Here is a 25,601-nt window from a genome sequence, read left to right on the forward strand (position 1 = left end):
TTGTCGGTGATACTGCAATATCCCATCCCGGATATTCTCCCATTTCAAATGCGTGAGATCCACAAACGCTATCCCGCTGAACGCGAACATCAACCGAACGGTCAACTGTACACGCCGCAAGGACGGATCCCCCAACGGGGCGTTAAACATACGCTCCAGCATCTCTCGCGGCAACACCTTCTTCCGCTTGCTTTCAACGCCCGTGAAGACATCTTTGAACAGGTTGGGTACAAAGGGAGCCTCGTTCGCCTCCACGGCCAAGTTATAAATGTGACGAATCCGACGCATATAGGTGGACACCGTATTCAACGAACGGCCCTTGTCCAACAACCATGACTGATAGCACAAAAGCCTGTTCCTATTAATATAGGCATAAGGAATCGCCTCCATACCGCAAAAGCACTTGAACGAGTTCAAGGCATCTTGATAACTCTTCGCCGTGGAATACCGTTTTTTCTCACGCAGACAAGCCATGTAGATGGACAGGCCCATAACAAAATCTTCTTCTTTTTTCATATCTTCTCCTTAATAAAAAAGCCAAAAATACTACCTTTGTACACTATTAATTAAGTAAACCATATTTAGAGTAAAAACATTACCATGAAGAGATTTTGGAGTATTCCACTTATGCTCATGCTATTCGCATGCCAAACTCCCAAAGAGAGTAGAGAGGAATTATCGCTTGCCGGTTGCTGGGAATTACGATTGGATTCAACAGATGTCACCGAGCAAGTTCAATTACCGGGTACCACGGACACCAACCAAAAAGGATACCCTAACAATGATAAGGAGGAGACAACTCATTTGTCTAGGCCCTTCCGCTATCAAGGTAAGGCTTGGTATCAGAAAGAGATCACGATTCCAGAGAATTGGGAAGGCAAGAGCATTTGGTTAATCTTGGAGCGAACAAAACCGACCCAAATATGGGTAGATAGCATATATGTCGGTTCATCCGACCATATTTCCACCCCTCAAGAATACGATCTGTCCACATATCTCCGGGCTGGGAAGCATCACTTGACTATTCTAGTCGATAACGGTTTGAGCGTTCCACCCCAATTATTGGACAATTCACACGCTTATACGGAATCCACGCAGACAAACTGGAACGGTATTATCGGAGACCTGAAATTGGAAGCCCGTCCACAATTCCATATCCGCCGGATACAAGTATATCCACATGCGGATCAAAAAACGGTGGACGTAAAAATAAAGCTTTCAAATCCATTCGAGCAAATGATAGTAGCCGCCGTTCAAATAGAGATGGAGGCTTTCAACACAGGCTTAGAGCACCATATCAAATTCAATAAGAATATCGTAGTTCAACAAGATGAGATCGTATTCCAAATACCAATGGGTGATGACGCCTTGGAATGGAGCGAGTTCTCCCCTACCTTGTATCGCTTGACAGCGAACATCCAAGGAGAGAATATCCAAGATAGCCAAAGTACTACTTTCGGGTTAAGAGATTTCAAAGCAGAAGGAACACAATTCAACATCAACGGATTGACCACCTTCCTTCGTGGAAAACACGATGCTTGCGTATTCCCGCTTACAGGCCATGTACCGATGGATACCGCAGCATGGAGACGCTATTTCCGGATCGCCAAGGAATACGGTATCAATCACTGCCGTTTCCATTCATGGTGTCCTCCTAAAGCTTGTTTCGAGGCGGCCGATATCGAAGGTTTTTACCTCCAACCGGAACTACCTTTCTGGGGAAAGATGGAAAAGGGCGATACCACTTTGATCCATTTCCTCACCAAAGAAGGATTACAAATACAGGAGGCTTATGGGAATCACGCCTCTTTCGTCATGATGGCGATCGGCAACGAGCTTTCCGGGGATCAAGAAGCGATGGTAGACATGATCGCCCGTTTCCGTAGTGAGGACGGACGGCATTTATACGCATCTGGATCGAATGACTATCTAGGCTTCAACGGCCCTGCGGCGGGTGACGATTACTTCACGACCTGTCGAGCCCCCGGCGCTAACGTATTCAGCAACCATACCCGGGGTTCCTTCTCTTTCGCAGACGCGGAGGACGGCGGTTATATCAACCATACCTATCCAAACTCGGTCATGAATTTCGAATCCGCTATCGAACAATGTTCATTGCCTATCATCGGACACGAGACCGGGCAATTCCAATGTTATCCGAATTATGAGGAAATCAAAAAATATACCGGGGCACTAAAACCTTGGAATCTGGAGATATTCCGCAAACGACTGGGTGAGTCCGGTATGGCCGGACAAGCGGATGATTTCTTCAAGGCTTCCGGTAAATGGATGGCGCAACTTTACCGGGCCGAGATGGAAATGGCGTTCCGTACTCCGGGAATGGCCGGCTTCCAATTATTGGATTTACAGGATTATCCGGGACAGGGCACGGCGTTAGTCGGTATCTTAGACGCTTTTATGGATAATAAGGGTTTGATAACCGCCGAGGAATGGAAAGAGTCTTGCGATGATGTCGTATTATTGGCTCTCCTGCCTAAATTCTGTTACTCCGGGAATGAGGCGCTCAAAGGCTCCATCAAGGTAGCGAACTATACACCTACCGCTTTAAAAGGGAAACATCTAACTTGGACCTTGACAAATGGTCAAGATCAAGTAATCGCCCAAAACAACATACCGCTGCAAATCAATCAAGGGATGTTGGCCGAGGTAGGCCCATTAAATATCGCTTTACCTGCCATTCAAGAGGCTGAGACCTATACTTTACGGCTGGCGATCGAGGGCACGGATTATCACAATCATTATCCGTTATGGATTTATCCGGAACATAATAACGTGCAAATCCCTACGGATATCAATGTTATTAAGAAATGGGATAAACAGACCGAGAACTTATTGGCGAACGGGGCGAAAGTATTGTGGTTCCCGGATGCCAAGACTTACAAGAACGTGACGGTAGACGGATTATTCCAGACCGATTACTGGAATTACCGGATGTTTAAGTCCATCTGCGAATGGGTAAAGAAACCGGTCTCTCCGGGTACCCTCGGATTATTAATGAATCCCTCTCATCCGGCTTTCACTCATTTCCCGACGGATTTCCATACAAACTGGCAATGGTTCACGATGATAAAGAATAGCCATCCGTTGATACTGGACCAGCTTCCGGATAATTACAGGCCGATCGTACAAGTGATCGATAACGTGGAGCGTAACCATAAATTAGGGATGATCCAAGAATTCAATGTCGGCCCGGGTAAGTTATTAATCTGTATGACAGACTTGGAAACCCAACAAGAATACCCGGAAGCCCGTCAATTATACCATAGCTTATTAAGTTATATGGATTCCTCCGAGTTCTCGCCTCAGATGACATTAACGCCCGCTCAATTGATCGAGTTATTCACGCATCAAGTCGGAGATTCGAAGATTAAGGAATTAGGGAATATCTCGTATGACGAGTAAGCGAGAATAGATATCCGTATAAGTCCCCACCGTAGAACGGGCGTTGGGAGCGGGCTTCCGCTGGTCTATCACGATAGCGACCGGCAGATTCCCGATCCGGTCTACACGCGGACGGCCATATTTGGGCAGGTATTGCTGCACGAAACTGGGGAACGTCTCATTCAACTCCCGGCGTGAACTGGCGGCGATGGTATCCAATACCAACGAAGACATTCCGGAACCCGAGACCCCGGTGAATATAGTGATTTGCTTCTTCGGAATATCCAGAGAGATATGTTTCAAGTTATTCTCATAAGCTCCCTCGATCTTGATATATTCTTGATTTGACATAACCAATGACTTTAATGAACGAATGACAAATATACGATCTAATCCTGTCTTTTTAATAGATATAAGGCGTATCTTGTAACACAACCTTTTGAGAGAGATTGCCAAGTAGAGGAAAGAGGATAGCTATATATGGCGCTTTTTACTCAAAAAGGCCGCTTTTTATACACGATAGATCATGAAAGCCTACGCAACTAGTCGTGTTAGGCAACGCCAATAGTCACGTTGGGCATCGAAAGCAGTCATGAATAGGGTTATGAACTGTCATGAATAGGCATCATAACCCTATCATTTCCCCATCGTAACCCTATGAGATAGCCCAAACAACCCATAAGATATGAATTACGATGAACTAATTTCGCTAGAATGAAAGGCTGTTTTTTGACATCTATCTATTTAACAAACGATTACTGATTTTTTCTTGCGTATTTAGGAGCGAGCCGTACTTTGTCCCGGAAAAATCGATTCTCCGGGACTTAACTTTACAATTTGTCAATTTGATTATTCTGTCGAAAGACACCATCTTATTAAGGCATTTAATTCGTCGCATGGAAAGGAGCCTTGAATTCCGGACGGAGCGTACAGGTATCTTCCAATGGGAAATCCCGAGGGGCCTCTTGCGTCACTTCCCCGGTGGCTGCCCATTCAGCCCCTCTTAGTAAGGTTACCTGAAAACCCGTACACTCCATCGAGTAAATCATATTCGGGTCATTGCCGCAATGCCCCAACAGATCGACAAAGACACGCCCCTTCCCCCACTTCACCGTCCACATCAACGGTTCATGGCGTCCACGCTCATAAGCGGTAGCCAATATCTCCACATTCCGTACCGGACCACGCAAGCGGGTATAAATCTCGTCCTTAAAATGTTTCCATCTTATAGGCAGACCTTTCAAAATAGGGTGCTCCGGCGCACGATGCTCTAGGATCGTCTCATGCTGCAAGCCATGATAACCCGCATAACCGGGTGTATAATCGTATACATATTTGCCCTCTTTCCAATACAGGTAAGGACCGTCTTTCTCGTTTCGCCCCTCCCAAGCTCCCATGCCGATTATCTCGTTGTACGCTTTCCAACCGGCCATAGGTACCACGGAGGAATGGATAATCACGACCCCACCACCATCCGCTACATAGTTCTCGAAAGCTTTTTGGACAGGCTCGGGCCAGACTTCACCTCCGTAATTAACAACGACCAAGTTATATTTAGCGAAATCGGGCTTAAAGGTATTTATATCTCCTCCGAAATCCGGGGTAAAGACGAAATCCACCTTAAACATTCCACTGTTCTCTAAGATCTGCTTCATGACCTCGCAAGCACCTCGCCAATAATGACTGCCATCTTGCCCGGCGATCATCATCGTTTTTATCACCTTTTTCTGGGCGTAAGAGGTTGAGGCTGATAAGGCGCAACAGATAAGCGCTATAAAATAGATATACTTTCTCATGGTTGTTGGGGGTTAAATTTTTCACTCTCGGGGCTCCATTCGATACGGTCGTAGCAACGGGTGGTTCGCAAATTATATCCTCGCTCATCAACCGTAAACTTCCCATCCTTGAAATAATCGATATATAACTCGGAGATCCCGTCATTATTGCGATCCTCCACCGTAAGCGTATATTTATCTGTCACATAGATCTCATCCGATATATATTGGATCTCTCTCGTATAATTATCCACGATCACGTAATAAAACTTAAACAGGTCGAAAGTAGGGTAATGCCCATTATCCCGCCCGAAAAGCATGACCTCCTCCATAGCGGTGTCATCATCCATATTCGCTAAAACGGATTGTTGAAACCAAAAGCCGTCTTTTTGCGCTTGCGGAGGAATCCGGTCCCAACCCTCTTGATGGGCTGTCACCCGGAATTGGGCATGGGCACCCATACAAACAAAAAGCAGGAGAACCCAATAAATCAATTGTCTTATCATGTCTATCATTTTTAATTATTATTCATATTTATAAGGCACAAATGTAATGATATGTCTCTTATTGATTATATTTGTCTTGTATTAAATTCACCTTTAATCTAAATATATTATGAGCGATCAACCAATAGATTTTACGCAACGTAACATAGCCATCGACATCCTCCGGGCTGTCACGATGTGCGTGATGATCTTCGAAAGCGTACATCAAATTAAAAATTTAAACATTAAAACATATCACTATATGAAAAAGATTATCGGACTATTCTTGCTTATATGGGCTATAGGTTCGGCCCAAGTTTCCGCCCAATCAGAGACAAACCGTTTAGATAGTATCATGCCCGTACGAGGCTTGGCCATCGCCGCTCCATCCGCGCAGAAGTTGGATCTATTCTTGAAGTTCGTCCAAGAGGAACTGGCTCCCAGTCATTTCAACTTGTTGATTCTACGGGTAGACTGGAATTATGCCTATGAGTCCCATCCAGAACTGAGGGATCCGACCCCACTCACACGAGAGGATGTGAAAAAGATCGTAAAGGTTTGCCGGGATAACGGAATACGTATCGCTCCCCAGATCAATCTCTTGGGGCATCAATCATGGGCTGAGACTACCTACGCTTTATTACGTGAGTATCCGGAGTTCGACGAGACGCCACACGTGGATACCAAGAACTATACGGGTTGGCCCAACTCAGACGGGCTTTATTGTAAAAGTTACTGCCCACTTCATCCGGAAGTACATAAAATCGTATTCGCTTTAGTAGACGAGTTGACGGATGTTTTCGAGACTCAATTATTCCATGCAGGGATGGACGAGGTCTTTTATATCGGACATGATAGTTGCGCCCGTTGTGGCGGACATGACAAGGCTGAGTTATATGCCGGTGAGGTCACTAAAATACAAAACCACTTAGCCTCACAAGGCAAACGATTGATGATATGGGGAGACCGCCTGATCGATGGCAAGACTACCGGGATCGGCGCTTGGGAAGCTAGCATGAACAATACCTACCGTGCGATCGACTTGATCCCGAAAGATGTTTTTATCTGCGACTGGCATTATGAGCGTGCCGAGCAAACCGCTGTTTACTTTGCCATGAAAGGCTTCGACGTTGCTACATGCCCTTGGCGTAAACCTCAGATAGCGCTTCAACAGGTAGATGATATGATCCATTTCCGCCAGCATTCAAATCCGGAAATGTCTCGCCATTTCCAAGGAATTATCGAGACAGTCTGGTCCGGTGCAGACAGTTTCCTCGAGGCCTATTATAACCCGACTACCTATAAGCAAGAGGTCTCGGACGCTGTCACGGTCAAGAAACTGATTGAGAAATATAAGGCCTTGGAGAATCGGTGAATGTAATTTAGGTCATAATTCCTGTAATCCATCTACAAAAGTTTCTCTGGATTTCATCGATCTTTGCCGTTGCAATCGAAAAGGGATAAACAAACCAAGAAGTAGAACTTATTAAAATAGCAATTATGACACTAAACGAATTCTTGAAGTACGTAGAAACAGGAAAGCCTCTTAAAGGAGACGAGATCCATCAGTTTATGAACGAGATGAGCGATGAGGCCAGGCGCATGACATTCGAGTTAAACGGCTCATATCACGATCCCGAGGAAATCCGTGAGCTGTTATCCCGCTTGTTTAATAAGCCGGTCGATCCGTCTTTTCGTGTATTCCCCCCGTTCTATACGGATTTTGGGAAGAATATCACGGTAGGCAAGAACGTTTTCATCAACGCTTGCTGTCATTTTCAAGATCATGGCGGGGTGACACTGGACGACGGTTGCCAGATCGGGCATAACGTGGTCTTTGCCACCCTCAACCACGGCTTCGCCCCCGAAGACCGGAGCACTACCTACCCTGCCCCGATCGTTTTGAAAAAGAATGTCTGGGTAGGCTCGAACGCAACGATCCTATCCGGCGTAACCATTGGCGAGAACGCTATAGTCGGAGCCGGCTCGGTAGTTACTAAAGATGTACCGGACAATGCCATCGTGGGAGGTGTTCCCGCCAAGGTCATAAAATACATCCAATAACCCGTAACACCGATTACGACATCTGGGATTTCCGATATTCATTCGGGGTACACCCCACGGTCTTCTTGAATATGCGGCTGAAGTGCTGGGAATATTGGAATCCTAGGTCGTAAGCGATTTGGCTGACGGTCTTGTTTGTCCCTAATATCCATTCTTTCGCTAAGGAAATAATCCGGTCTTGTATATTTTCTTGGGCAGTTTTCCCTGTTTCTTTCTTGATCAGATCACCGAAATAGTTCGGGGACAAACAAATCTTCTCGGCGAAATACCGTACAGTAGGTAGCCCTTCCTGTCTTAACAGATCACTTTGCAGGTATTCATCCAGTAATCGTTCGAACCTCACCAACACATCCTTATTCGTCTCCGCACGGGTCGTAAACTGACGGTCATAAAAACGCAGGCAATAATCGAGCAGCAACTCGATATTCATCGCGATCAGCCGTTTGCTATGCTTGTCGATGGAGTGCTCCAACTCGATCTGGATTTTCCTCAGGCAATCCACGAAGATCCCCTTCTCTTCCTCAGAGAGATGTAACGCCTCGTTTGATTCATAGGAGAAGAAAGAATAACGCTTGATGTCCCGTCCCAAAGCCGTACCACGGATCAAGTCCGGATGGAAAAGCAACCCATGCGCCAAAGGCCGGGTCCCATCCTTAAGCTCAATACCCGTCACCTGCCCGGGAGCGAATCCTATTACGGTTCCTTCTTGATAATCATAATATTGCCTCCCATACCGAATATCCCCGCATTTCGTATCTTTCAGGAAAAGTCCGTATATACCATAATTAACCCGGAAATTAGTAGGCCATGTCTCGGACTTGGATAAATCTACCACGCTCACCAATGGGTGCAACGTCTCCAAGCCAAACATCTTGTTGTATTGATCAACGGTATCGATCTTTATTAGATTCTCCATAAGGCTATCTGTTTTATTGGTCTCAAAGATAAACATTCCCAATATAACAACCTCATGCCATCAGGCAAAATCCATCGAACCGGATGATATCGTACTAAAATATGTATTAAAGGAAAATTTAAAAAGAGGAAGGAGAAATAAAAAGCGGTCTGGACGGGACTCGAACCCGCGACCCCATGCGTGACAGGCATGTATTCTAACCAGCTGAACTACCAGACCAAAATGTTATTCTTTATCGCTATTCCGTTGAATTGCGGTGCAAAGATAGGTGGATTTTTTGAATTAGCAATAGTTTAGGATGAAAAAATTAGAACAAATCGATAAATTTCATACTTTTGTCCCTCATATATAATTAACACTAGCATGAAAAATACTCCTGTAGACTATCAGACAGCCAGACGGATTATCGATGGCTTTGGACTTCCCGATTTTGGGAAAGCGACTATCCGGGAGGTAGTTGCCATATCCACGCAATTGGAACAAGAAACGGGAACCGAGTTCATCCATATGGAAATGGGCGTACCGGGCTTGAAAGCCGCTCAAGTAGGCGTAGACGCTGAGATCGAAGCCCTTCGTAGCGGTATAGCGTCTATCTACCCGAACATCAACGGAACTCCCGAAGTGAAAAAGCAAGCTTCCCGCTTTATCAAGGCGTTTATAAATATAGATATAGACCCGGAGTGTTGCGTACCCGTAACCGGTTCCATGCAGGGCACATACGCCTCTTTCCTTACGGCCGGACAATGTACGCCGGGAAAAGACACCATCTTGTTTATCGACCCCGGATTCCCCGTGCAGAAACAGCAAATAGCCGTTATGGGCTATAAATATGAGTCGTTCGACGTATACGAATACCGTGGCGAGCGATTGCGTGAGGCCTTGGAAACGCATCTTTCCAAAGGCAATATTGCCGCGATGATCTATTCCAACCCGAACAATCCGGCTTGGTTCTGCCTCACCGATGAGGAGTTGAAGATCATCGGCGAGATGGCCAACAAATACGACGTGATCGTCATAGAGGACCTCGCCTATTTTGCCATGGATTTCCGCAAGGACCTCGGATGTCCTTTCGAGCCTCCTTACCAAGCGAGCGTAGCCCGTTATACCGATAATTATATCATGCAGATATCCGGTTCCAAAGCGTTCAGCTATGCCGGACAGCGTATCGGCGTGACAGCGATCTCCAATAAACTTTACCATCGCTCCTATCCGGGATTGACTCAGCGTTATGGAGGCGGTACGTTCGGTACGGTATATATCCACCGTGTCTTATACGCCCTATCTTCCGGAACCAGCCACTCGGCCCAATTCGCCTTAGCCGCCATGTTCAAGGCCGCCGCGGACGGTACGTTCGACTTTGTCTCGCAAGTGAAAGAATACGGACGCCGAGCGGAGAAACTAAAGAAGATTTTTACGGATCATGGTTTCACAATCGTTTATGATCACGATCTGGACCAACCGATAGCCGACGGTTTCTATTTCACGATCGGTTACCCGGGAATGACCGGCGGACAATTGATGGAAGAGCTGGTTTATTACGGAGTAAGCGCCATATCATTAAGTACCACAGGCAGTAACCAACAAGGACTACGGGCTTGTACCTCTTTCATAAAAGATCACCAATATGATTTGCTGGACGAAAGACTGAGATTATTCGAGGAAAATCATCAAGCATAAATTAACAATAAGCCCGGTCGGTTCACGTTTATTAACTTGAATCCCGGGCTTTTCATTTGCTTCTTATTAAAAAACGCCTTATATTGTCGGTGAATTAGTAACAACCTAACATTCACGATCATGGCATCTTATAAAAATATATTTAAAATAACACATAACGATGTCCTTCCTATTCAAGGAAGTATTCTGATTGCCGAGCCTTTTTTACAAGATGCCTATTTCCAACGTTCCGTCGTATTATTAATAGAGCATACGGAACACGGATCGATGGGATTTGTCTTGAATAAAAAAACGGATCTTATCGTAAACTCTTTTTTCAAGGAGTTTGCCGAATTTCCGGAGATACCGATTTATCTGGGGGGGCCGGTCAGCCCCAACCGTTTGTTCTTTATTCATTCCTTAGGGGATAATATCATTCCGGACGCATTAAAGATCAATGATTATTTATATTTCGACGGGGATTTCAACGCATTGAAACGATACATCCTCAACGGGCACCCAATCGATGGGAAAGTGAAGTTTTTCTTGGGATACTCCGGATGGACCGAAGGGCAATTAAACCATGAAATCAAACGGAACTCGTGGGCCGTAAGCCATATCACCACCGATAATATCCTGTCTGCCGATGGGGAGGGCTATTGGAAAGATTCCGTAGAATTATTAGGCAATGATTATAAAACTTGGACAAAATATCCGAAGGACCCGTATTTAAATTAACTGCATTATGCAGACATCGGAATAACCATCCGGTGTCCTGATCCAGTCCTTAAGCGTCCCCGCCTCGACAAATCCCAGACGGGTAAATAATTTCTTGCTAGGCTCGTTCGCCACGGGAATATGCACATAAAGTTGATGAAGCTTCAAAAACGTATAAGCGTATTCCATCAATAGTCTTAACGCTTCCATAGCGAAGCCACGTCCTTGATACCTACGGTCCAGCATAATACCGCAAGCCGCCCGGTTCGGGTGCGGCTCGAAATCGAATAAGTCCACGATCCCCACGCAAGTCCCCGTATCGCATTCCTCGATCATGAAGCGAAGTTGGCGAGACTCATAGATACTCCGGTCGCTACCCGCTATATATTCCTTCAATATATAACGGGAATAGGGAGCCAAGGTATTCCCTACTTCCCATAACTCCGGATCATTCTCCCAACGATACAACAACTCCAGATCCTCTGGTTCCAATGCCCTCAAACGGACTCTATCATTCGACAATAACATATTTACCCAAGGATTACTTAAACAAGCCGACCACTCTTCTTCGTATATATATGGTAAACCGCTTTCTTGTTCACGAGCTTGTCCATAAACAAGAGCATCTGCTCGTAACGGGCATCGGGGAAGCAGAAAGCGTAGTCCGTAAAGCCTTTCATCTGGTTCTTGCGACAGATAGCATCCATCACACGCTCCACGTCCAAATCCCAGAGATTCACGAATTCCAGATCCGGCATAGCTTTCAGGCAAACGGCCTTTACCTCCTCAAAATGATCCTCCCTACACAAGATCAAAAGGCGGCGATGCTTAACCGCTTTAGCCTTCTTGCGTAGAGGGGCTGAAATCGTCGCCCAGCAAGCTTTCAGCAGGACAGCCAACCGGATCAGTATCCGCATCAACCAGCCGGACCCCGGATAATATTTCTTATAGAAAATCAACATGGCGCCGTAAAAAGCCCTTATGTACCTCAAGTCACCATGCTTCGTACTCTCCCCCTTATAATGCAGGATCCGTTCCGGCACGTACAAGTTCTTATAGCCTCCCAACACGATCCGATAAGACAGATCGATATCCTCCCCATACATGAAGAACGACTCATCCAACAAGCCGACCTTATCCAACGCCTCATGGCGAAGCAACATGAACGCACCCGCCAGCACCTCCACCTTATGCGTCTGCTCTTTATCCAGATACGGCAGGCTATAACGTGCGAATGCAGGAGAGTTAGGAAACAGCTTTGAAAGACCGAATATCTTGCAGAACGACACCCAAGGCGAAGGGAAAGCCCGTTTGCTCTCCGGCAAGAATACCCCGTGCCCATTCAGCATCTTCACGCCGATAGCCCCGATCTCCGGATCCTCATCCATCTGGAAGCACAGGCTGCGGAGGCTCTCCTCTCCCACCACGGTATCGGGATTCAGCAATAACACGTATTCACCGGTGCACTGGCGAATCGCCTGATTATTGGCCTTGGCGAAACCGGGATTATCTTTATTCTCAATGAAAACCACCTCCGGGAACTTAGGCCGGAGATATTCGACAGATCCATCCGTCGAGTTATTATCCACCACGAACACCTCGGCGTCCATCCCCGTTACGGCGGCACGGACAGAATAGAGGCATTGCTCCAGAAAATACTTCACGTTATAGTTAACGATGATAACGGACAACTTGGTTTCTTCGTAGGTCATTCCGGATATTAATTATGAGTTATGATTTATGAATTAGAAGAGGTGAGATTGAACTCGGTACGATTGATAATGGATCGTCCTAAGGTGATCTCGTCGGCATACTCGATCTCGTCACCGATAGATACGCCACGTGCGATGACACTGATCCTCACATCGTAACCGGATAGCTTCCGGTAAATAAAAAAGTTAGTCGTATCGCCTTCCATGGTAGTGCTCAACGCTAAGATGATCTCTTTCACCTCACCTTCGGCCACACGTCGCACCAGACTGTCGATACGCAAGTCTCCCGGTCCGATACCATCCATCGGCGAGATGATCCCGCCCAACACATGGTATACGCCACGGAATTGCCCGGTATTCTCTATCGCCATCACCTCCTTGATATTCTCTACCACGCAAACCAAGGAATGGTCACGGCTGGGGTTGGCGCAAATAGAGCAAACCTCATCATCACATATATTATGGCAGACCTTGCAGTACTTCACGTCTCGACGGAGGGCGACCAAGGCCGCGGCGAAGTTTTCCGTATAGCCGACGTCCCGGCGCAACATATAAAGCGCTAGCCGGAGCGCTGTCTTCCTCCCCACCCCCGGCAAGGAAGCCAATTCATTCACGGCATTTTCCAACAAGGCTGAAGGATATCTTTGATTCATCTACTTTCTGTATTTGACTACAAAAATAGAAAGAATTTACGAATTAACGATAAACCTCAAATTATTTACTCGGCTTCTCCCCCATCCCATTCAAGTCGCACATCTCTTGCTTGATATGTACAACTATAACTGCTCTAGGTATAATTGTTCATGTCCTCAAGTAATAAACATTCTTTTTGCCATATACAAACATACTTACTACTTGATCTATTTCCAAATGATCGCCGTGGGATGTACAGACCACGACGTGATTTGTATATTCCACGACTTGGTCTATACAGATCACGCCGTGGTTTGTAGAATTATACAGCATGCGAACAAGAATTCATACGCTACTGGGCAAGAATTCATATAGATAATTTGGGTACGGTTGCCCTAACTATTCTAAAGAATCCTTGCATGTCTCAGCCAGAAAACATAAATTTGTCACCCAACACCCGTTTGGTGGAGCTATTACGAACTTATAATCTAACATTTTAATATCGTGAAACCAGAAAATGAAGAAAAGGTAACCGGGCTGCCAGAAAACGCCTACCGAGAATTAAAAGAAGGGGAAAGCTACAAGCCTCTTATGTCTCCCAACAAACACTATCCGGAGGTTACGCCTTGGTCCGTCCTTTGGGGATTGGTCATGGCGGTGATATTCAGCGCGGCGGCCGCTTATCTGGGCCTGAAGGTCGGTCAAGTATTCGAGGCCGCCATCCCGATCGCTATCATCGCCGTAGGGTTGTCCAGCGGATTCAAGCGGAAGAACGCCTTGGGAGAGAACGTCATCATCCAGTCTATCGGGGCCAGTAGCGGCGTGATCGTGGCGGGGGCCATTTTCACCTTGCCCGCCCTTTATATCCTGCAAGACAAATATCCGGAGATCACGGTCAATTTCTTCGAGGTTTTCATGAGTTCCTTGTTAGGAGGTATCATCGGGATCTTGCTATTAATCCCGTTCCGTAAATATTTCGTATCCGACATGCACGGTAAGTATCCCTTCCCGGAAGCTACGGCAACCACGCAAGTACTCGTCTCCGGCGAGAAAGGCGGAAGCCAAGCGAAGCCCTTGATATTCGCCGGATTAATCGGTGGTTTGTACGACTTCATCATCGCCACCTTCGGTTGGTGGGGCGAGACGATCAGTACCCGTATCGTCGGAGCCGGTGAGATACTGGCAGAGAAGGCCAAGATCGTATTGAAAGTCAATACGGGCGCTGCCGTGCTAGGTCTGGGTTACATCATCGGATTAAAATACTCCTTGATCATCTGCGCCGGTTCATTCTTGGTATGGTTGGTGATCATCCCCGCCATGTCCGCCATTTTCAGCGCCGACGTACTTACGTTCGGCAATGACGCTATCACGGCGACCGTCGGGAGCATGAGCGCCGAGCAAATCTTCACCACCTATGCCCGCCACATCGGTATCGGAGGTATCGCTACCGCCGGGGTGATCGGCATCATCAACTCTTGGGGAATCATCAAGGGAGCCGTAGGCTTGGCGGCGAACGAGTTGAAAGGAAAAGGAGACGCTGTGGAGAGTAATACTATACGTACGCAAAAGGATTTGTCGATGAAAGTGATAACGATCGGTATCATCGTATCGCTGATCGTCACCTTCCTGTTCTTCCAGTTCGGCGTACTTCATAATTGGTTCCATGCCGCCATCGGCTTATTGTTGGTCGGGGTGATCGCTTTCCTTTTTACGACCGTAGCGGCAAACGCTATCGCTATCGTAGGGACGAACCCGGTATCGGGCATGACGCTCATGACGTTGATCCTCGCCTCCATCATCTTGGTCGCCGTAGGGTTGAAAGGGCCGGCCGGCATGGTATCCGCCCTGATTATCGGAGGCGTGGTTTGTACGGCGCTTTCCATGGCGGGAGGTTTCATTACCGACTTAAAGATCGGCTATTGGCTGGGGAGCACACCCGCCAAGCAAGAGACTTGGAAATTCTTAGGCACACTAGTTTCCGCCGCTACGGTAGGAGGCGTGATCTTGATATTGAACCAGACGTACGGTTTCACGACCGGACAATTGGCCGCTCCGCAAGCGAACGCTATGGCCGCCGTTATCGAGCCGTTGATGAGTGGTTCGGGGGCACCTTGGGCTTTATACGCGATCGGAGCCGTCCTCGCCATCGTATTGAACTTCTGCAAGATACCGGCGTTGGCATTCGCCTTGGGTATGTTTATTCCTTTGGACCTGAATACGCCGCTTTTGATCGGTGGAGCGATCAGTTGGTATGTAGGAAGCCGTAGCAAAGACCAAAGCTTGAACTCAGCCCGCTTGGAGAAAGGTACGTTACTGGCTTCCGGCTTTATCGCCGGCGGTGCCTTGATGGGGGTGGTCAGCGCAGCCTTACGCTTCGGCGGAATCAACTTGATGAACGAGGAATGGGCATCTAGCAATGCCGCCGAGATACTAGCGGTTGTCATGTACCTTGTCATGATCGCTTACCTCACATTTAATTCCCTGAACGCGAAAAAAGAATAGAATAAAGGAATAAGGATATGGAAGCACCTGTAATCAATGTGGGAATCATGACCCACAAAGCGGTCTCATTTGTTTTTAACGAAGAGTATGTACATACGGAAACCGGCACGTTCACCATAGGCGAGCAACGTGCCCTCTGGGTAAACGGCAAGATCGTGTACAATGGGAAGCTTTATCAGGAGCTATTCTTCGAGCCGACCAGCCCGCAATCCTCTTTCGACTTGAAGGCGGTCACGATCGGCGTGGATTTTCACTGGCAACGACAGGAGGATCAACGCTTCAAGGGAGCGTTGAACCTCGTGGCGACTGATAAAGGAATCGTCACGATCAACCAAGTGGACGTGGAGGAATACCTTACCAGCGTAATCTCCTCGGAGATGAGCGCCAACGCTTCCAAAGAGTTGCTGAAAGCCCATGCCGTGATCTCGCGAAGCTGGCTCTTGGCGCAGGTCGAGAAGAATTTCAGCTTGAACGGATCGGTTACGCCCTATAAAAGTTGTTACCGCGACAACGAGACCTTGATCCGCTGGTACGACCGGGAGGACCATGAGTTGTTCGATGTCTGTGCCGACGACCATTGCCAGCGTTACCAAGGTATTACCCGGGCATCGAACCCGATAGTCAGGGAGGTGATCAAAGAGACCCGTGGAGAGGTATTGATGGATAACGATACGATCTGCGACGCCCGCTTCTCGAAATGCTGCGGAGGCGTGACCGAGAAATTCGAGAATTGCTGGGAACCGGTTCCCCACTCCTATCTTACCGCATTGAGGGACGGCGAGACTCCCGCCTATCCCGACCTGACGGACGAGCGGGAAGCGGAACAATGGATACGTACCTCACCCGAAGCCTTCTGTAATACGACGGACAAGGAGATCCTTAGCCAAGTGCTAAACAACTACGATCAAGAGACCACGGATTTCTACCGTTGGAAAGTAGAATACACGCAAGAGGAACTATCGGGGTTGATCCACCGGAAAACGGGTATGGATTTCGGGCCGATCATCGATCTCGTACCGTTGGAAAGAGGTTCGTCCGGACGTATCACGAAACTCAAGATCGTAGGGGTACGCCGTTCGTTCACCATCGGCAAAGAGCTTGAGATACGCCGGACATTGTCCGAGACGCATCTATACAGCTCGGCCTTTGTTGTCGATAAGAAGGATATCCGCCTCGATATCCCCTCCCGCTTCATCTTAACGGGAGCCGGATGGGGACATGGCGTGGGGCTTTGCCAGATCGGAGCCGCCGTGATGGGAGCCAAAGGGTATTCGTACCGGAAAATCCTCACGCATTATTTCCCCGGAGCCTCTATTGAGAAAAGGTATTAAACAAAGGTGTCCAAAATCTGGACACCCTTGTCCAATTATTGGACACTCATAAATAATCATACGCTACTCACCCCTCTGTTTTTCAACCACATAAACACAATGGCACGGTATTTGATTTTATCTTACCGGAAAATAATACAATAACAATATGAAAAACATCGGGATCGCAATTCGCTCCCTTTTTAAGAGAGGGCAACACAATGTAATGAAGATTATCTCCTTGGGTATAGGACTGACCATCGGCTTGGTGCTGATCGCTAAAGTCCACTTCGAGAACACCTACGATAACTTCTATCCGGACGGAGACCGGATCTATCGAGTATATGAGAAATTTTTCATGAACGGGGAAGTGGGCGACCACGGGCAAACGCCCGCCGGAGTAATCCCCCTCTTGAAACAAGAGACACCGGAGATCGAGGCCGCCACACGCTATACGTACTTCCGGGGAAACTCCCCTTTTACGATGTCCGACAACAAGCATCGGCTCAAAGCGACCTTCATCCTAGCGGACAGTTGTCTTTTCGACGTATTGCCCCGCCCCATGCTCATCGGAGACCCTAAGCAAGTTCTCTCCCAACCCATGTACGTGCTCGTATCCGACGAGATCGCCGAACGTATCGGCGGTAACGTGATGGGAAAACGTTTCGAGATTGACGACGCGCCGGGACAAGCCCTCACGATAGGCGGCGTATTCAAGAAACTACCGGACAACACCGAACAGAGTTATGACATTATCGTATCCCTTTCTTCCATCAGCAAGTTCATGTGGGACGGAACCCATATGTTAACCGGAAACGACCGCTACCAAAGTTATGTCAAGGTATCACCGGGTACGACAGAGGCCCAGTTGGAAGCGGGAATGAGACAGATGATCGACAAGCATTTCCCCGTAAACGACCTTAAGAAAGCCGGCGTGGAACTGACCTTCACCTTCCACAAACTACTCAACGTACATATGGAGGACGATATGGCCAAACGTATGGCCTTGATCCTCTCGTTCATCGCCTTCGTATTGATCTTCACCGCCGTAATGAACTATATATTGATCGTGATCTCCTCCATCGTGAACCGCACGAAAGAGATGGCCGTACGCAAATGTTACGGGGCGAGCGGTAAGGATATCCAAGGTATGGCGTTGTCCGAGGTAGGGACCCACGTCACCGTCGCGCTAGCGCTGGTCGTACTTTTGATCCTAGGATTTCAAGGAATTATAAAGGAGCTGATCGGCACGGGAGTCCGATCGTTATTCCTATCCACGGGTATGTGGGCGATATGCCTCACGGTCATAGTCGTACTTATCTCTACGGGCATAGCTACCGGCTGGTTCTTAGGACGCATTCCTGTAGCGGCTGTTTTCCGGAGTATTCGTGAAGCACGCCGCCTTTGGAAACTGGGACTCTTGTTCTTCCAGTTCACGGCAATCAGCTTCCTCGCCTCCTTATTGCTAGTGGTAGGCAAGCAATACGACCATATGGTGAATGATCATCCGGGATACAATCCCGAGAACCTCGCCTATGTGTATATCGGCGCCGTAGACTCCACGGGGCGTGCCAAACTGATCGAGGAAACCCAGAGATTGCCCGAGGTAGACGCCATCACGACTTGCTATAACCTTCCTTTCTGGGGAGCCTCGGGCAATAACGTCTATCTTCCGGGAGACGACCGGGAACTATTCAACATCGCCGACCTCTACGACGTAGGAAACGATTACCTGAACGTATTAGAAATCCCGATCGTAGAAGGACAATACTTCACAGAGAATACCACCTCCTCGCAAGAGATACTGGTGAGCCGCAATTTCATTGAATACATGAAACCTTTCGCCGACTGGAAGGATGGAGCCGTGGGCAAGACGGTACAAATAACCGGACACGATACCAAGTCCGAGTCGATGCCTCTCTTCACGATCCGGGGCGTGTTCGAGGATTTCCGCCTAGGCTCCATAGCGGGAGAAGATCCGCGAGCCAAGATCATGTTCTATACGAAAGGGGCGGCCCAACATATGGTCATTCGGTACCATAGCCTTTCTTCCGAGGCTCTACGCAAGACGCAGGATCTAATGGGGCAACTCATCCCGGATAAAGAACTCAACGTGATCTCCTTCAAGAGCGAGATGCTGGAAGGATACACCTCCTCCCGGAAATTCCGTGACTCCGTCATGATCGGTGGCATCGTCACCTTGCTGATCGTCTTCATCGGATTGATCGGATACACGAACGACGAGGTGAACCGTCGCCGGAAAGAAATGGCGATCCGCAAGATTAACGGAGCCACGGTAAAAGACATACTCCATATTTTCTTGAAAGATATCATCACCATGGCATTGCCGGCCATCTTACTTGGTTGCGGTATCGCTTTCTATATCTCCCAGAAATGGCAAGAGCAATTCTCGGAAAAGATCCAGCTATCCTGGTATCTATTCGTGGGAGGAGGCGTATTGGTACTCACCGTCATACTGGCGGTTTCCGGATATAACGTATTCCGTACCACCCACGACAATCCCGTAAACAACCTCAAGTCCGAATAAATCAAAAGGGCCGCATCTTATCCAGACGGCGGCCCTTTGACTTAATGTTTACCTATTTCCCGGTTATGATGAACAACCGGTTCGCTTTCACTCTCACGAGCTATTACTATGACACAAAGGTAGGCCGAAGGTTTAAAACGATCAAAAAGAATTCGACGAATCGGGCGTTTTCCTCGGTGAATCCCGTTATTTTTCCTACTTTTGTCCCTATTAATACATACAACCATGGGACTGAAAAAACAATTCGTATCGGCGATTTTACTAGGCAGCGCGCTAACCGCTCCCCTATTCGCTCAAGATATCGCCACCCCGTCTAGCTCGATAGACACTTTAGCCATTTTCTCATTCAACGATTTCCATGGGGCTTTCGCCTCCGACGGGATCACGCCGGGAGCCGCCCGGTTGGTACAAATGACACAAAACGAGAAGCAACGCTATCCGCATTCCATCGTTGTCTCAGGCGGAGATAATTTCAGCGGAAGCTATTTCTCCAAGATCACGAAAGGCGAGCCTATCAAAGAGATGTACGAGGCGATGGACGTGGAGATGTCCGCCATCGGTAACCACGAGTTCGACTGGGGGCTTCCTTATCTAGTGGACACCGCCGCTTTGAATATCCCCCATGTGGCCGCCAATATCACCGAAGAGAAGAGATATACTCACCCCGACTGGTTGAGTCCCTACCGTATCGTAGAGCGTAAGTTGAAAGATGGCTCCTCCCTGCGCATAGCCTTCATCGGACTGACCACTACGGACACCTACGTCAAGACCAAGCCGGAGAACCTGAAAGGGCTTCAGTTCACGCATCCGCTGGGAGCGGCCTGCATACAAACCGTCTACCAGTTAAAGAAAGAGGGCCAGATCGATATGATTATCCTCTTGATGCACATCGGCACGGATATGAAAATGCCTTACCGCATCACCGAGGAGAACGCCCAAGGACTGCCGTTCATCGATAAGGTAGACGCCATCATATCCGCCCACTCGCATGAGCTGGTGCTCGATAAGATCAATAACATCCCCATCATCCAAGCCGGCGTAAACGGTACCCATATCGGGAAACTGCTGTTCCAGATACAGGATTTCAACGGACACCGGGATATCTCTTTCATCCAAGGGGATACCGTGCGTGTAGCCTGCGAGGAGAACCCGGAGATGCGAGAGGCCGTGGAGAAGATCATGGATAAATATCGGCTGAACGAGAAACTTGCCACGGCAAAAGAGGCCTTGATCCACGACCGTACCATCAATAAGTTCGACTATACGCCTATCGGGGCGTTGGTCACGGCCGCTTACGCCAAGCGTTTCCAAAAAGAGATGCCCGCTTACAAGGATCAGCCGGTGATCGGCGTAAACCATTACGGAGGTATCCGTGCGGCCCTTCCGAAAGGGGATATCACCCGACTGCGTGCCGGCAACATCCTGCCTTTCGGCTCCGCTATCGTTGCCTATCGTTTCGACGGCAAGCGGTTGAAGAAGCTATTGGAGGATGGACGGAAGAATCCGAACGGTTTCCTTCAATCCTCCGACCTCACGCTTACCCTAAGCGGAAATAAGATCGAGAAAATAGTCTATACAAGAGACGGGCAAAAGACCGAGATCGAGGACAATACCCCTTGCGTGGTGACCCTAGACGCTTTCATCACCGATGGCGGAGACGGGTACGACGCCTCTTTATTCAAGGGCTACGAGATCCCGGAATTCGATAATTTAGGTATCATATCGACCGACGCTTTCATGGACTACCTAAAGGGCTTCAAGAAACCCATCACGGTAGAATCCACGCATATGCCGGTTATTTCAAAGTAAAGCCGTATCTTTGCGCAGAAGAAGACAGAAGTTAGCAATACATGAACAGCTATATGATCCTTTTTATTATCGCTGCCTATTTCGCCGTCTTGCTGCTGATAGCATGGATCACGGGACGTAATAACAGCAACGAGGCATTCTTCCTCGGGAACAGGAAATCACCTTGGTATATCGTTTCTATCGGTATGGTAGGGACATCCTTATCGGGGGTGACGTTCGTATCGGTACCCGGCATGGTGCGGGCGATCGATATGACGTATATGCAGACTGTATTAGGCTTCTTCGTGGGATATATCATTATAGCCAAGGTATTGCTACCGCTATACTATAAGTTGCAACTTACCTCCATCTACTCGTATCTGGATGACCGGATCGGGAGAAGGGGGTACAAGACAGGGGCCTCATTCTTCCTGCTCTCGAAGATCGTAGGGGCGGCCGCACGCTTATATCTGGTGGTCTTGATCTTGCAAACCTACGTGTTCAACGCTTGGAACATCCCATTCGCCGTGACCGCTATCCTCAGTATCCTGCTGGTATGGCTATATACGTTCCGGAGCGGTATCAAGACGATCATCTGGACAGATACGTTGCAGGCTCTTTGTCTCGTGGCAATGTTGATCGTGATCATCTGGCAGGTGAAGGACAAGATGGGACTGGATTTCGGGGGTATGGCGCAGACCTTGGTGGAAAGCCCTCATTTCCGGATCTTCGAGTTCGGCGATTGGCATAGTACGCAGAACTTCTTCAAGCAGTTCTTCAGCGGTATCTTTATCACGATCGTCATGACCGGGCTGGATCAGGACATGATGCAAAAGAACCTCTCCTGCAAGAGCTTGAAAGATGCCCAGAAAAATATGTACACATATGGATTCGCCTTCACGCCGGTCAACTTTTTGTTTCTCGCGCTGGGGGTACTGCTACTGACATTGGCGGCACAGCGGAGCATCCAGTTGCCAACCCTCAACGACGATATCCTCCCGATGTTTTGTACCTCGGGGATCTTGGGCGGGAGTATCTTGATCTTCTTTACGATCGGTATCATAGCGGCGGCTTTCAGTAGCGCCGACTCGGCGTTGACAGCGCTCACCACCTCTTTTTGCGTGGATATCCTCGGCGTGCAGAGAGAGGAAGCGAAAAGGGCGAAACGTACCCGCCTAAAGGTACACGTGATGATATCCGTCTTGTTCGTCTTGATCATCTTGGCGTTCAAGGCCGTAAATAACCGGAGCGTTATCGACGCGATCTACATGATAGCGTCGTACACGTATGGTCCTCTATTGGGGCTGTTTGTTTTCGGGCTTTTCACGAAGCGGAACCCCCGTGACAAATACGTGCCCTATATCTGTATAGCCTCCCCGTTGATTTGCCTCGCCACGGATTTCTTGGTGAAACAATACGCAGGCTATACGTTCGGCTACGAGATGCTTATGGTAAACGGAGGCATCACGTTCGCCGGGCTGTGGCTTTCGGCAATTGAAAATGGAAAATTGAAAATTGAGAATTAGGTCTCGCCATTATTCATTTACTCATTATTCATTAATTTATATTTTATGGAAATTAAAAGCGCAGAATTTGTTATCAGTAACACAGACGTAAGGAAATGCCCCGAGGGTAATAAGCCGGAGTATGCCTTCATCGGACGAAGTAATGTAGGCAAATCCTCCTTGATCAATATGCTTACCAACAAGAAGGGCTTGGCGATGACTTCGCAAACACCGGGTAAGACTTTACTTATCAATCATTTTCTTATCAATAACGAGTGGTATCTGGTAGATCTTCCGGGGTATGGCTTCGCCCAACGAGGCAAGGAGAACCGGGAGCAATTGAAACGTATCATCGAGAACTATATCCTCGATCGCGAGCAACTGACCAACCTATTTGTCCTTTTGGACTGCCGGCACGAGGCGCAAAAGATCGATCTGGAGTTTATGGAATGGCTGGGTGAGAGCGGGGTTCCTTTCTCCATCATCTTCACGAAGATCGACAAGATCAGCAAGGGACGCTTGAAAGAGAACCTAAAAGTCTATACGGATAAATTACTGGAGACTTGGGAAGAGCTTCCTCCGGTCTTCCTCTCTTCCTCGGAGAAGAAAGAGGGACGGGATGAGATTCTGGACTATATCGAGTCTATCAACAATAGCTTGAATAATTGAAAATTAGTTGAGTTGATATGGGATTAGCTTCGGTTCTTCTGGTTTTATCTCCGTTTACGCAGATCAATACGCCTTATCCTTCCACGGCTTACCTAAAAGGTTATTTGGAGGCAAAGGGTGTACGTGTCGGGCAGACCGATCTGGGTATCGAGACAATCTTGACTTTGTTTTCCACGCAGGGTCTCGGGGAGTTATTCGCCGAGATCGAGCGACGGAAAGGTAAATATCCGGCTAAAGTCCGGGGGATGCTGGCTAATAAGCAACGGTATATCGACACGATAACCGCCGTTGTCGCTTTCCTTCAAGGAAAGAACGATCCTCTCGCTTATCGCATCTGTAATCAAGATTACCTTCCAGAAAGCGATCGCAGGAGCCAAAACGAGGAGGAGCTGGAATGGGCGTTCGGTACTTCGGGATTACGGGATAAAGCCCGTTATCTGGCAACCTTGTATCTGGAGGATCTCTGCGACTTGATCCGGGAAACGATCGACCCGGATTTCGGTTTCAGCCGATATGCCGAGCATCTAGGCCGCTGCGCCTCCTCCTTCGACGAGATCGAGGAAGCCCTCCAAAAAACTTTCGGCTTTATCGACCGCCTGACGCAACCGCTATTGGAAAAGCACATCGCCGAGAGCAAGCCCAAGGCGATCGCTTTCAGCGTACCTTTCCCGGGGAATTTATTCAGTACCCTCCGGCTCGCCCAATGGCTACGGCAGGCACATCCCGATATCCCGATCCTTATGGGAGGCGGTTTCGTGAATACGGAACTTCGCTCCATCACGGATACCCGCTTCTTCAAATACATCGATTACCTCTTGCTGGATGATGGAGAGGACCCGCTTTACCAAACGTTGCGCTATCTGGACGGGGCGATCCCCAAAGAGGAACTGGTACGCACCTTCTCCTTGGACGAGAGCGGCAGCCGGGTCGTTTATCAAGACAACCCCGCTTATCCCGCTTGCCGGCAAAACGAGACCGGATTCCCGGATTACGAAGGCTTGCCACTGGACAAATACATCTCTGTCATGGAAATGGCCAACCCGATGCACAAGCTTTGGAGCGACGGCCGCTGGAACAAACTGACCTTGGCACACGGTTGCTACTGGGGGAAATGCGCCTTCTGCGACGGTTCGCTAGATTACATCAAACGGTATGAGCCGAATACGGCCAAGACTTTGGTAGACCGTATGGAGCGCTTGATCGAGCAAACCGGCGAGATCGGCTTCCATTTCGTGGACGAGGCCGCTCCACCCGCCTTGCTACGGGAAATGGCGCAGGAGATTATCCGCCGTGGGATAACCGTCGTGTGGTGGGGAAATATCCGTTTCGAGAAAAGCTATACCGAGGAGCTATGCGACCTTCTTCAACGAAGTGGCTGCATCGCCGTGTCGGGAGGTCTGGAAGTAGCCTCTCCCCGACTCCTCAAACTGATAAATAAAGGGGTGACAGTGGCTCAGGTGGCACGGGTCGCCAACAACTTTACCGGGGCTGGTATCATGGTCCATGCCTATTTGATGTATGGTTTCCCGACCCAAACCGCTCAAGAAACCATAGATTCCTTGGAAACAGTCCGGCAAATGTTTGAGCTAGGGCTGATCCAATCCGGATTTTGGCATCGTTTCGCCATGACAGCACATAGTCCTGTGGGGTTGCACCCCGCCGAGTACAGTTGCCGTGTCACGGAGCCTCCCTTTGGGGGATTCGCCCGTAATGACGTACAGTTCGAGGCGCTTTCCAGCTGCGATCCGGAGCTTTTCAGCGAGGGGCTTCGCGTTTCCCTCTATAATTACATGAATGGAACTGGTTTCGATTTGCCTTTGCATAAATGGTTTGGCGGCATGAAAGTGCCACGCACCACCCTGCCGCCAAATTATATAGAGAGAATAGTGGAGGAATAGCCCCGCGGAGGCTCGCCGAGT

The 25,601-nt window shown here is 48.4% G+C and carries 19 protein-coding genes, 1 tRNA gene and 1 pseudogene; 12 read left to right on the forward strand and 9 right to left on the reverse strand.

Annotated elements, in window-relative coordinates; genetic code table 11:
* Positions 1-516: site-specific integrase (locus DWY79_RS06865; RefSeq protein WP_147431802.1), on the reverse strand; the 516-nt coding region annotated here is incomplete at its 3' end.
* 84 nt (positions 517-600) lie between these two features.
* Here DWY79_RS06865 and DWY79_RS06870 point away from each other — a divergent pair.
* Positions 601-3,423, forward strand: coding sequence for a sugar-binding domain-containing protein (locus DWY79_RS06870; RefSeq protein ID WP_122369073.1), 2,823 nt, complete (start codon positions 601-603; stop codon positions 3,421-3,423).
* Here DWY79_RS06870 and DWY79_RS06875 read toward each other — a convergent pair.
* The 3 genes and pseudogenes from DWY79_RS06875 to DWY79_RS06885 all read right to left on the reverse strand — a co-directional run.
* Positions 3,412-3,753 (reverse strand): annotated as a pseudogene (locus tag DWY79_RS06875) (excinuclease ABC subunit UvrA); the annotation flags it as partial. The gene DWY79_RS06870 and the pseudogene DWY79_RS06875 sit on opposite strands and share 12 nt — an antisense overlap.
* A gap of 533 nt (positions 3,754-4,286) precedes the next feature.
* Positions 4,287-5,198 (reverse strand): ThuA domain-containing protein, encoded by a 912-nt coding sequence (locus DWY79_RS06880; RefSeq protein WP_005868184.1) that lies wholly within the window; start codon positions 5,196-5,198, stop codon positions 4,287-4,289.
* Entirely contained in the window at positions 5,195-5,692 is a 498-nt protein-coding gene (locus tag DWY79_RS06885; protein WP_008778275.1) for a hypothetical protein, read from the reverse strand. The genes DWY79_RS06880 and DWY79_RS06885 overlap by 4 nt, the downstream gene beginning before the upstream one ends.
* A gap of 100 nt (positions 5,693-5,792) precedes the next feature.
* Between DWY79_RS06885 and DWY79_RS06890 the strand changes: the two genes are divergently transcribed.
* A complete protein-coding gene (locus DWY79_RS06890; protein WP_008778274.1) occupies positions 5,793-7,037 on the forward strand; it encodes a family 20 glycosylhydrolase in 1,245 nt (414 codons plus the stop codon).
* Between the two features lie 125 nt (positions 7,038-7,162).
* Complete coding sequence (locus DWY79_RS06895; protein WP_005868180.1) at positions 7,163-7,726, forward strand: sugar O-acetyltransferase; 564 nt, start codon at positions 7,163-7,165, stop codon at positions 7,724-7,726.
* Between the two features lie 13 nt (positions 7,727-7,739).
* Here DWY79_RS06895 and DWY79_RS06900 read toward each other — a convergent pair whose 3' ends face one another.
* Positions 7,740-8,642, reverse strand: coding sequence for an AraC family transcriptional regulator (locus DWY79_RS06900; RefSeq protein ID WP_005868179.1), 903 nt, complete (start codon positions 8,640-8,642; stop codon positions 7,740-7,742).
* 145 nt (positions 8,643-8,787) lie between these two features.
* A tRNA-Asp gene (locus tag DWY79_RS06905) sits at positions 8,788-8,861 on the reverse strand.
* A gap of 144 nt (positions 8,862-9,005) precedes the next feature.
* On the opposite strand from DWY79_RS06905, the gene DWY79_RS06910 reads away from it, so the two are divergent.
* Both DWY79_RS06910 and DWY79_RS06915 read left to right on the forward strand, forming a co-directional pair.
* A complete protein-coding gene (locus DWY79_RS06910; RefSeq protein ID WP_005868178.1) occupies positions 9,006-10,319 on the forward strand; it encodes a pyridoxal phosphate-dependent aminotransferase in 1,314 nt (437 codons plus the stop codon).
* 120 nt (positions 10,320-10,439) lie between these two features.
* Entirely contained in the window at positions 10,440-11,036 is a 597-nt protein-coding gene (locus DWY79_RS06915; protein ID WP_005856219.1) for a YqgE/AlgH family protein, read from the forward strand.
* Here DWY79_RS06915 and DWY79_RS06920 read toward each other — a convergent pair.
* Genes DWY79_RS06920 through recR form a run of 3 tightly spaced genes read right to left on the reverse strand, consistent with a single transcriptional unit; the run spans position 11,028 to position 13,380 of the window.
* Positions 11,028-11,543, reverse strand: a complete 516-nt coding sequence (locus tag DWY79_RS06920) for a GNAT family N-acetyltransferase (protein WP_057318820.1) — start codon at positions 11,541-11,543, stop codon at positions 11,028-11,030. The genes DWY79_RS06915 and DWY79_RS06920 overlap by 9 nt on opposite strands.
* A gap of 17 nt (positions 11,544-11,560) precedes the next feature.
* On the reverse strand, positions 11,561-12,727 hold the full coding sequence (locus DWY79_RS06925; protein WP_005868176.1) for a glycosyltransferase family 2 protein: 1,167 nt from the start codon (positions 12,725-12,727) through the stop codon (positions 11,561-11,563).
* Positions 12,728-12,753: 26 nt separating this feature from the next.
* Positions 12,754-13,380, reverse strand: coding sequence for a recombination mediator RecR (gene recR, locus DWY79_RS06930; RefSeq protein WP_005868175.1), 627 nt, complete (start codon positions 13,378-13,380; stop codon positions 12,754-12,756).
* Between the two features lie 484 nt (positions 13,381-13,864).
* Here recR and DWY79_RS06935 point away from each other — a divergent pair, with 484 nt between their 5' ends.
* The 7 genes from DWY79_RS06935 (at position 13,865) to DWY79_RS06965 (ending at position 25,580) form a co-directional block, all read left to right on the forward strand.
* Positions 13,865-15,862 carry an OPT family oligopeptide transporter gene (locus DWY79_RS06935; protein WP_122369074.1) on the forward strand — a complete coding sequence of 666 codons (1,998 nt, stop codon included), beginning with the start codon at positions 13,865-13,867 and terminating at the stop codon, positions 15,860-15,862.
* Positions 15,863-15,879: 17 nt separating this feature from the next.
* Positions 15,880-17,193, forward strand: coding sequence for a SpoIID/LytB domain-containing protein (locus DWY79_RS06940; RefSeq protein WP_122369075.1), 1,314 nt, complete (start codon positions 15,880-15,882; stop codon positions 17,191-17,193).
* 148 nt (positions 17,194-17,341) lie between these two features.
* Complete coding sequence (locus DWY79_RS06945) at positions 17,342-19,720, forward strand: FtsX-like permease family protein (RefSeq protein ID WP_087343885.1); 2,379 nt, start codon at positions 17,342-17,344, stop codon at positions 19,718-19,720.
* A 225-nt stretch (positions 19,721-19,945) separates the two neighbouring features.
* Positions 19,946-21,529, forward strand: a complete 1,584-nt coding sequence (locus DWY79_RS06950) for a bifunctional UDP-sugar hydrolase/5'-nucleotidase (RefSeq protein WP_121961285.1) — start codon at positions 19,946-19,948, stop codon at positions 21,527-21,529.
* A gap of 41 nt (positions 21,530-21,570) precedes the next feature.
* On the forward strand, positions 21,571-23,034 hold the full coding sequence (locus tag DWY79_RS06955) for a sodium:solute symporter (RefSeq protein WP_122369076.1): 1,464 nt from the start codon (positions 21,571-21,573) through the stop codon (positions 23,032-23,034).
* A 45-nt stretch (positions 23,035-23,079) separates the two neighbouring features.
* A complete protein-coding gene (yihA, locus tag DWY79_RS06960; RefSeq protein ID WP_122369077.1) occupies positions 23,080-23,682 on the forward strand; it encodes a ribosome biogenesis GTP-binding protein YihA/YsxC in 603 nt (200 codons plus the stop codon).
* A 17-nt stretch (positions 23,683-23,699) separates the two neighbouring features.
* Positions 23,700-25,580: a radical SAM protein gene (locus DWY79_RS06965; protein ID WP_122369078.1), complete on the forward strand. Its 1,881-nt coding sequence runs from the start codon at positions 23,700-23,702 to the stop codon at positions 25,578-25,580.
* Positions 25,581-25,601 lie beyond the last annotated feature (21 nt).

Source organism: Parabacteroides sp. AF27-14 (genome assembly GCF_003635425.1).
Classification (GTDB): Bacteria; Bacteroidota; Bacteroidia; order Bacteroidales; family Tannerellaceae; genus Parabacteroides; species Parabacteroides distasonis.

Bases quoted from the DNA above. Each gene is read 5' to 3' on its own strand.
- DWY79_RS06950 (WP_121961285.1), top strand. From the start codon at position 19,946: ATGGGACTGAAAAAACAATTCGTATCGGCGATTTTACTAGGCAGCGCG.
- DWY79_RS06940 (WP_122369075.1), top strand. From the start codon at position 15,880: ATGGAAGCACCTGTAATCAATGTGGGAATCATGACCCACAAAGCGGTC.
- DWY79_RS06870 (WP_122369073.1), top strand. From the start codon at position 601: ATGAAGAGATTTTGGAGTATTCCACTTATGCTCATGCTATTCGCATGC.
- DWY79_RS06890 (WP_008778274.1), top strand. From the start codon at position 5,793: ATGAGCGATCAACCAATAGATTTTACGCAACGTAACATAGCCATCGAC.
- DWY79_RS06895 (WP_005868180.1), top strand. From the start codon at position 7,163: ATGACACTAAACGAATTCTTGAAGTACGTAGAAACAGGAAAGCCTCTT.
- DWY79_RS06920 (WP_057318820.1), bottom strand. From the start codon at position 11,543: ATGTTATTGTCGAATGATAGAGTCCGTTTGAGGGCATTGGAACCAGAG.
- DWY79_RS06900 (WP_005868179.1), bottom strand. From the start codon at position 8,642: ATGGAGAATCTAATAAAGATCGATACCGTTGATCAATACAACAAGATG.
- DWY79_RS06925 (WP_005868176.1), bottom strand. From the start codon at position 12,727: ATGACCTACGAAGAAACCAAGTTGTCCGTTATCATCGTTAACTATAAC.
- DWY79_RS06885 (WP_008778275.1), bottom strand. From the start codon at position 5,692: ATGATAGACATGATAAGACAATTGATTTATTGGGTTCTCCTGCTTTTT.
- yihA (WP_122369077.1), top strand. From the start codon at position 23,080: ATGGAAATTAAAAGCGCAGAATTTGTTATCAGTAACACAGACGTAAGG.
- DWY79_RS06910 (WP_005868178.1), top strand. From the start codon at position 9,006: ATGAAAAATACTCCTGTAGACTATCAGACAGCCAGACGGATTATCGAT.
- DWY79_RS06880 (WP_005868184.1), bottom strand. From the start codon at position 5,198: ATGAGAAAGTATATCTATTTTATAGCGCTTATCTGTTGCGCCTTATCA.
- recR (WP_005868175.1), bottom strand. From the start codon at position 13,380: ATGAATCAAAGATATCCTTCAGCCTTGTTGGAAAATGCCGTGAATGAA.
- DWY79_RS06955 (WP_122369076.1), top strand. From the start codon at position 21,571: ATGAACAGCTATATGATCCTTTTTATTATCGCTGCCTATTTCGCCGTC.
- DWY79_RS06945 (WP_087343885.1), top strand. From the start codon at position 17,342: ATGAAAAACATCGGGATCGCAATTCGCTCCCTTTTTAAGAGAGGGCAA.
- DWY79_RS06965 (WP_122369078.1), top strand. From the start codon at position 23,700: ATGGGATTAGCTTCGGTTCTTCTGGTTTTATCTCCGTTTACGCAGATC.
- DWY79_RS06915 (WP_005856219.1), top strand. From the start codon at position 10,440: ATGGCATCTTATAAAAATATATTTAAAATAACACATAACGATGTCCTT.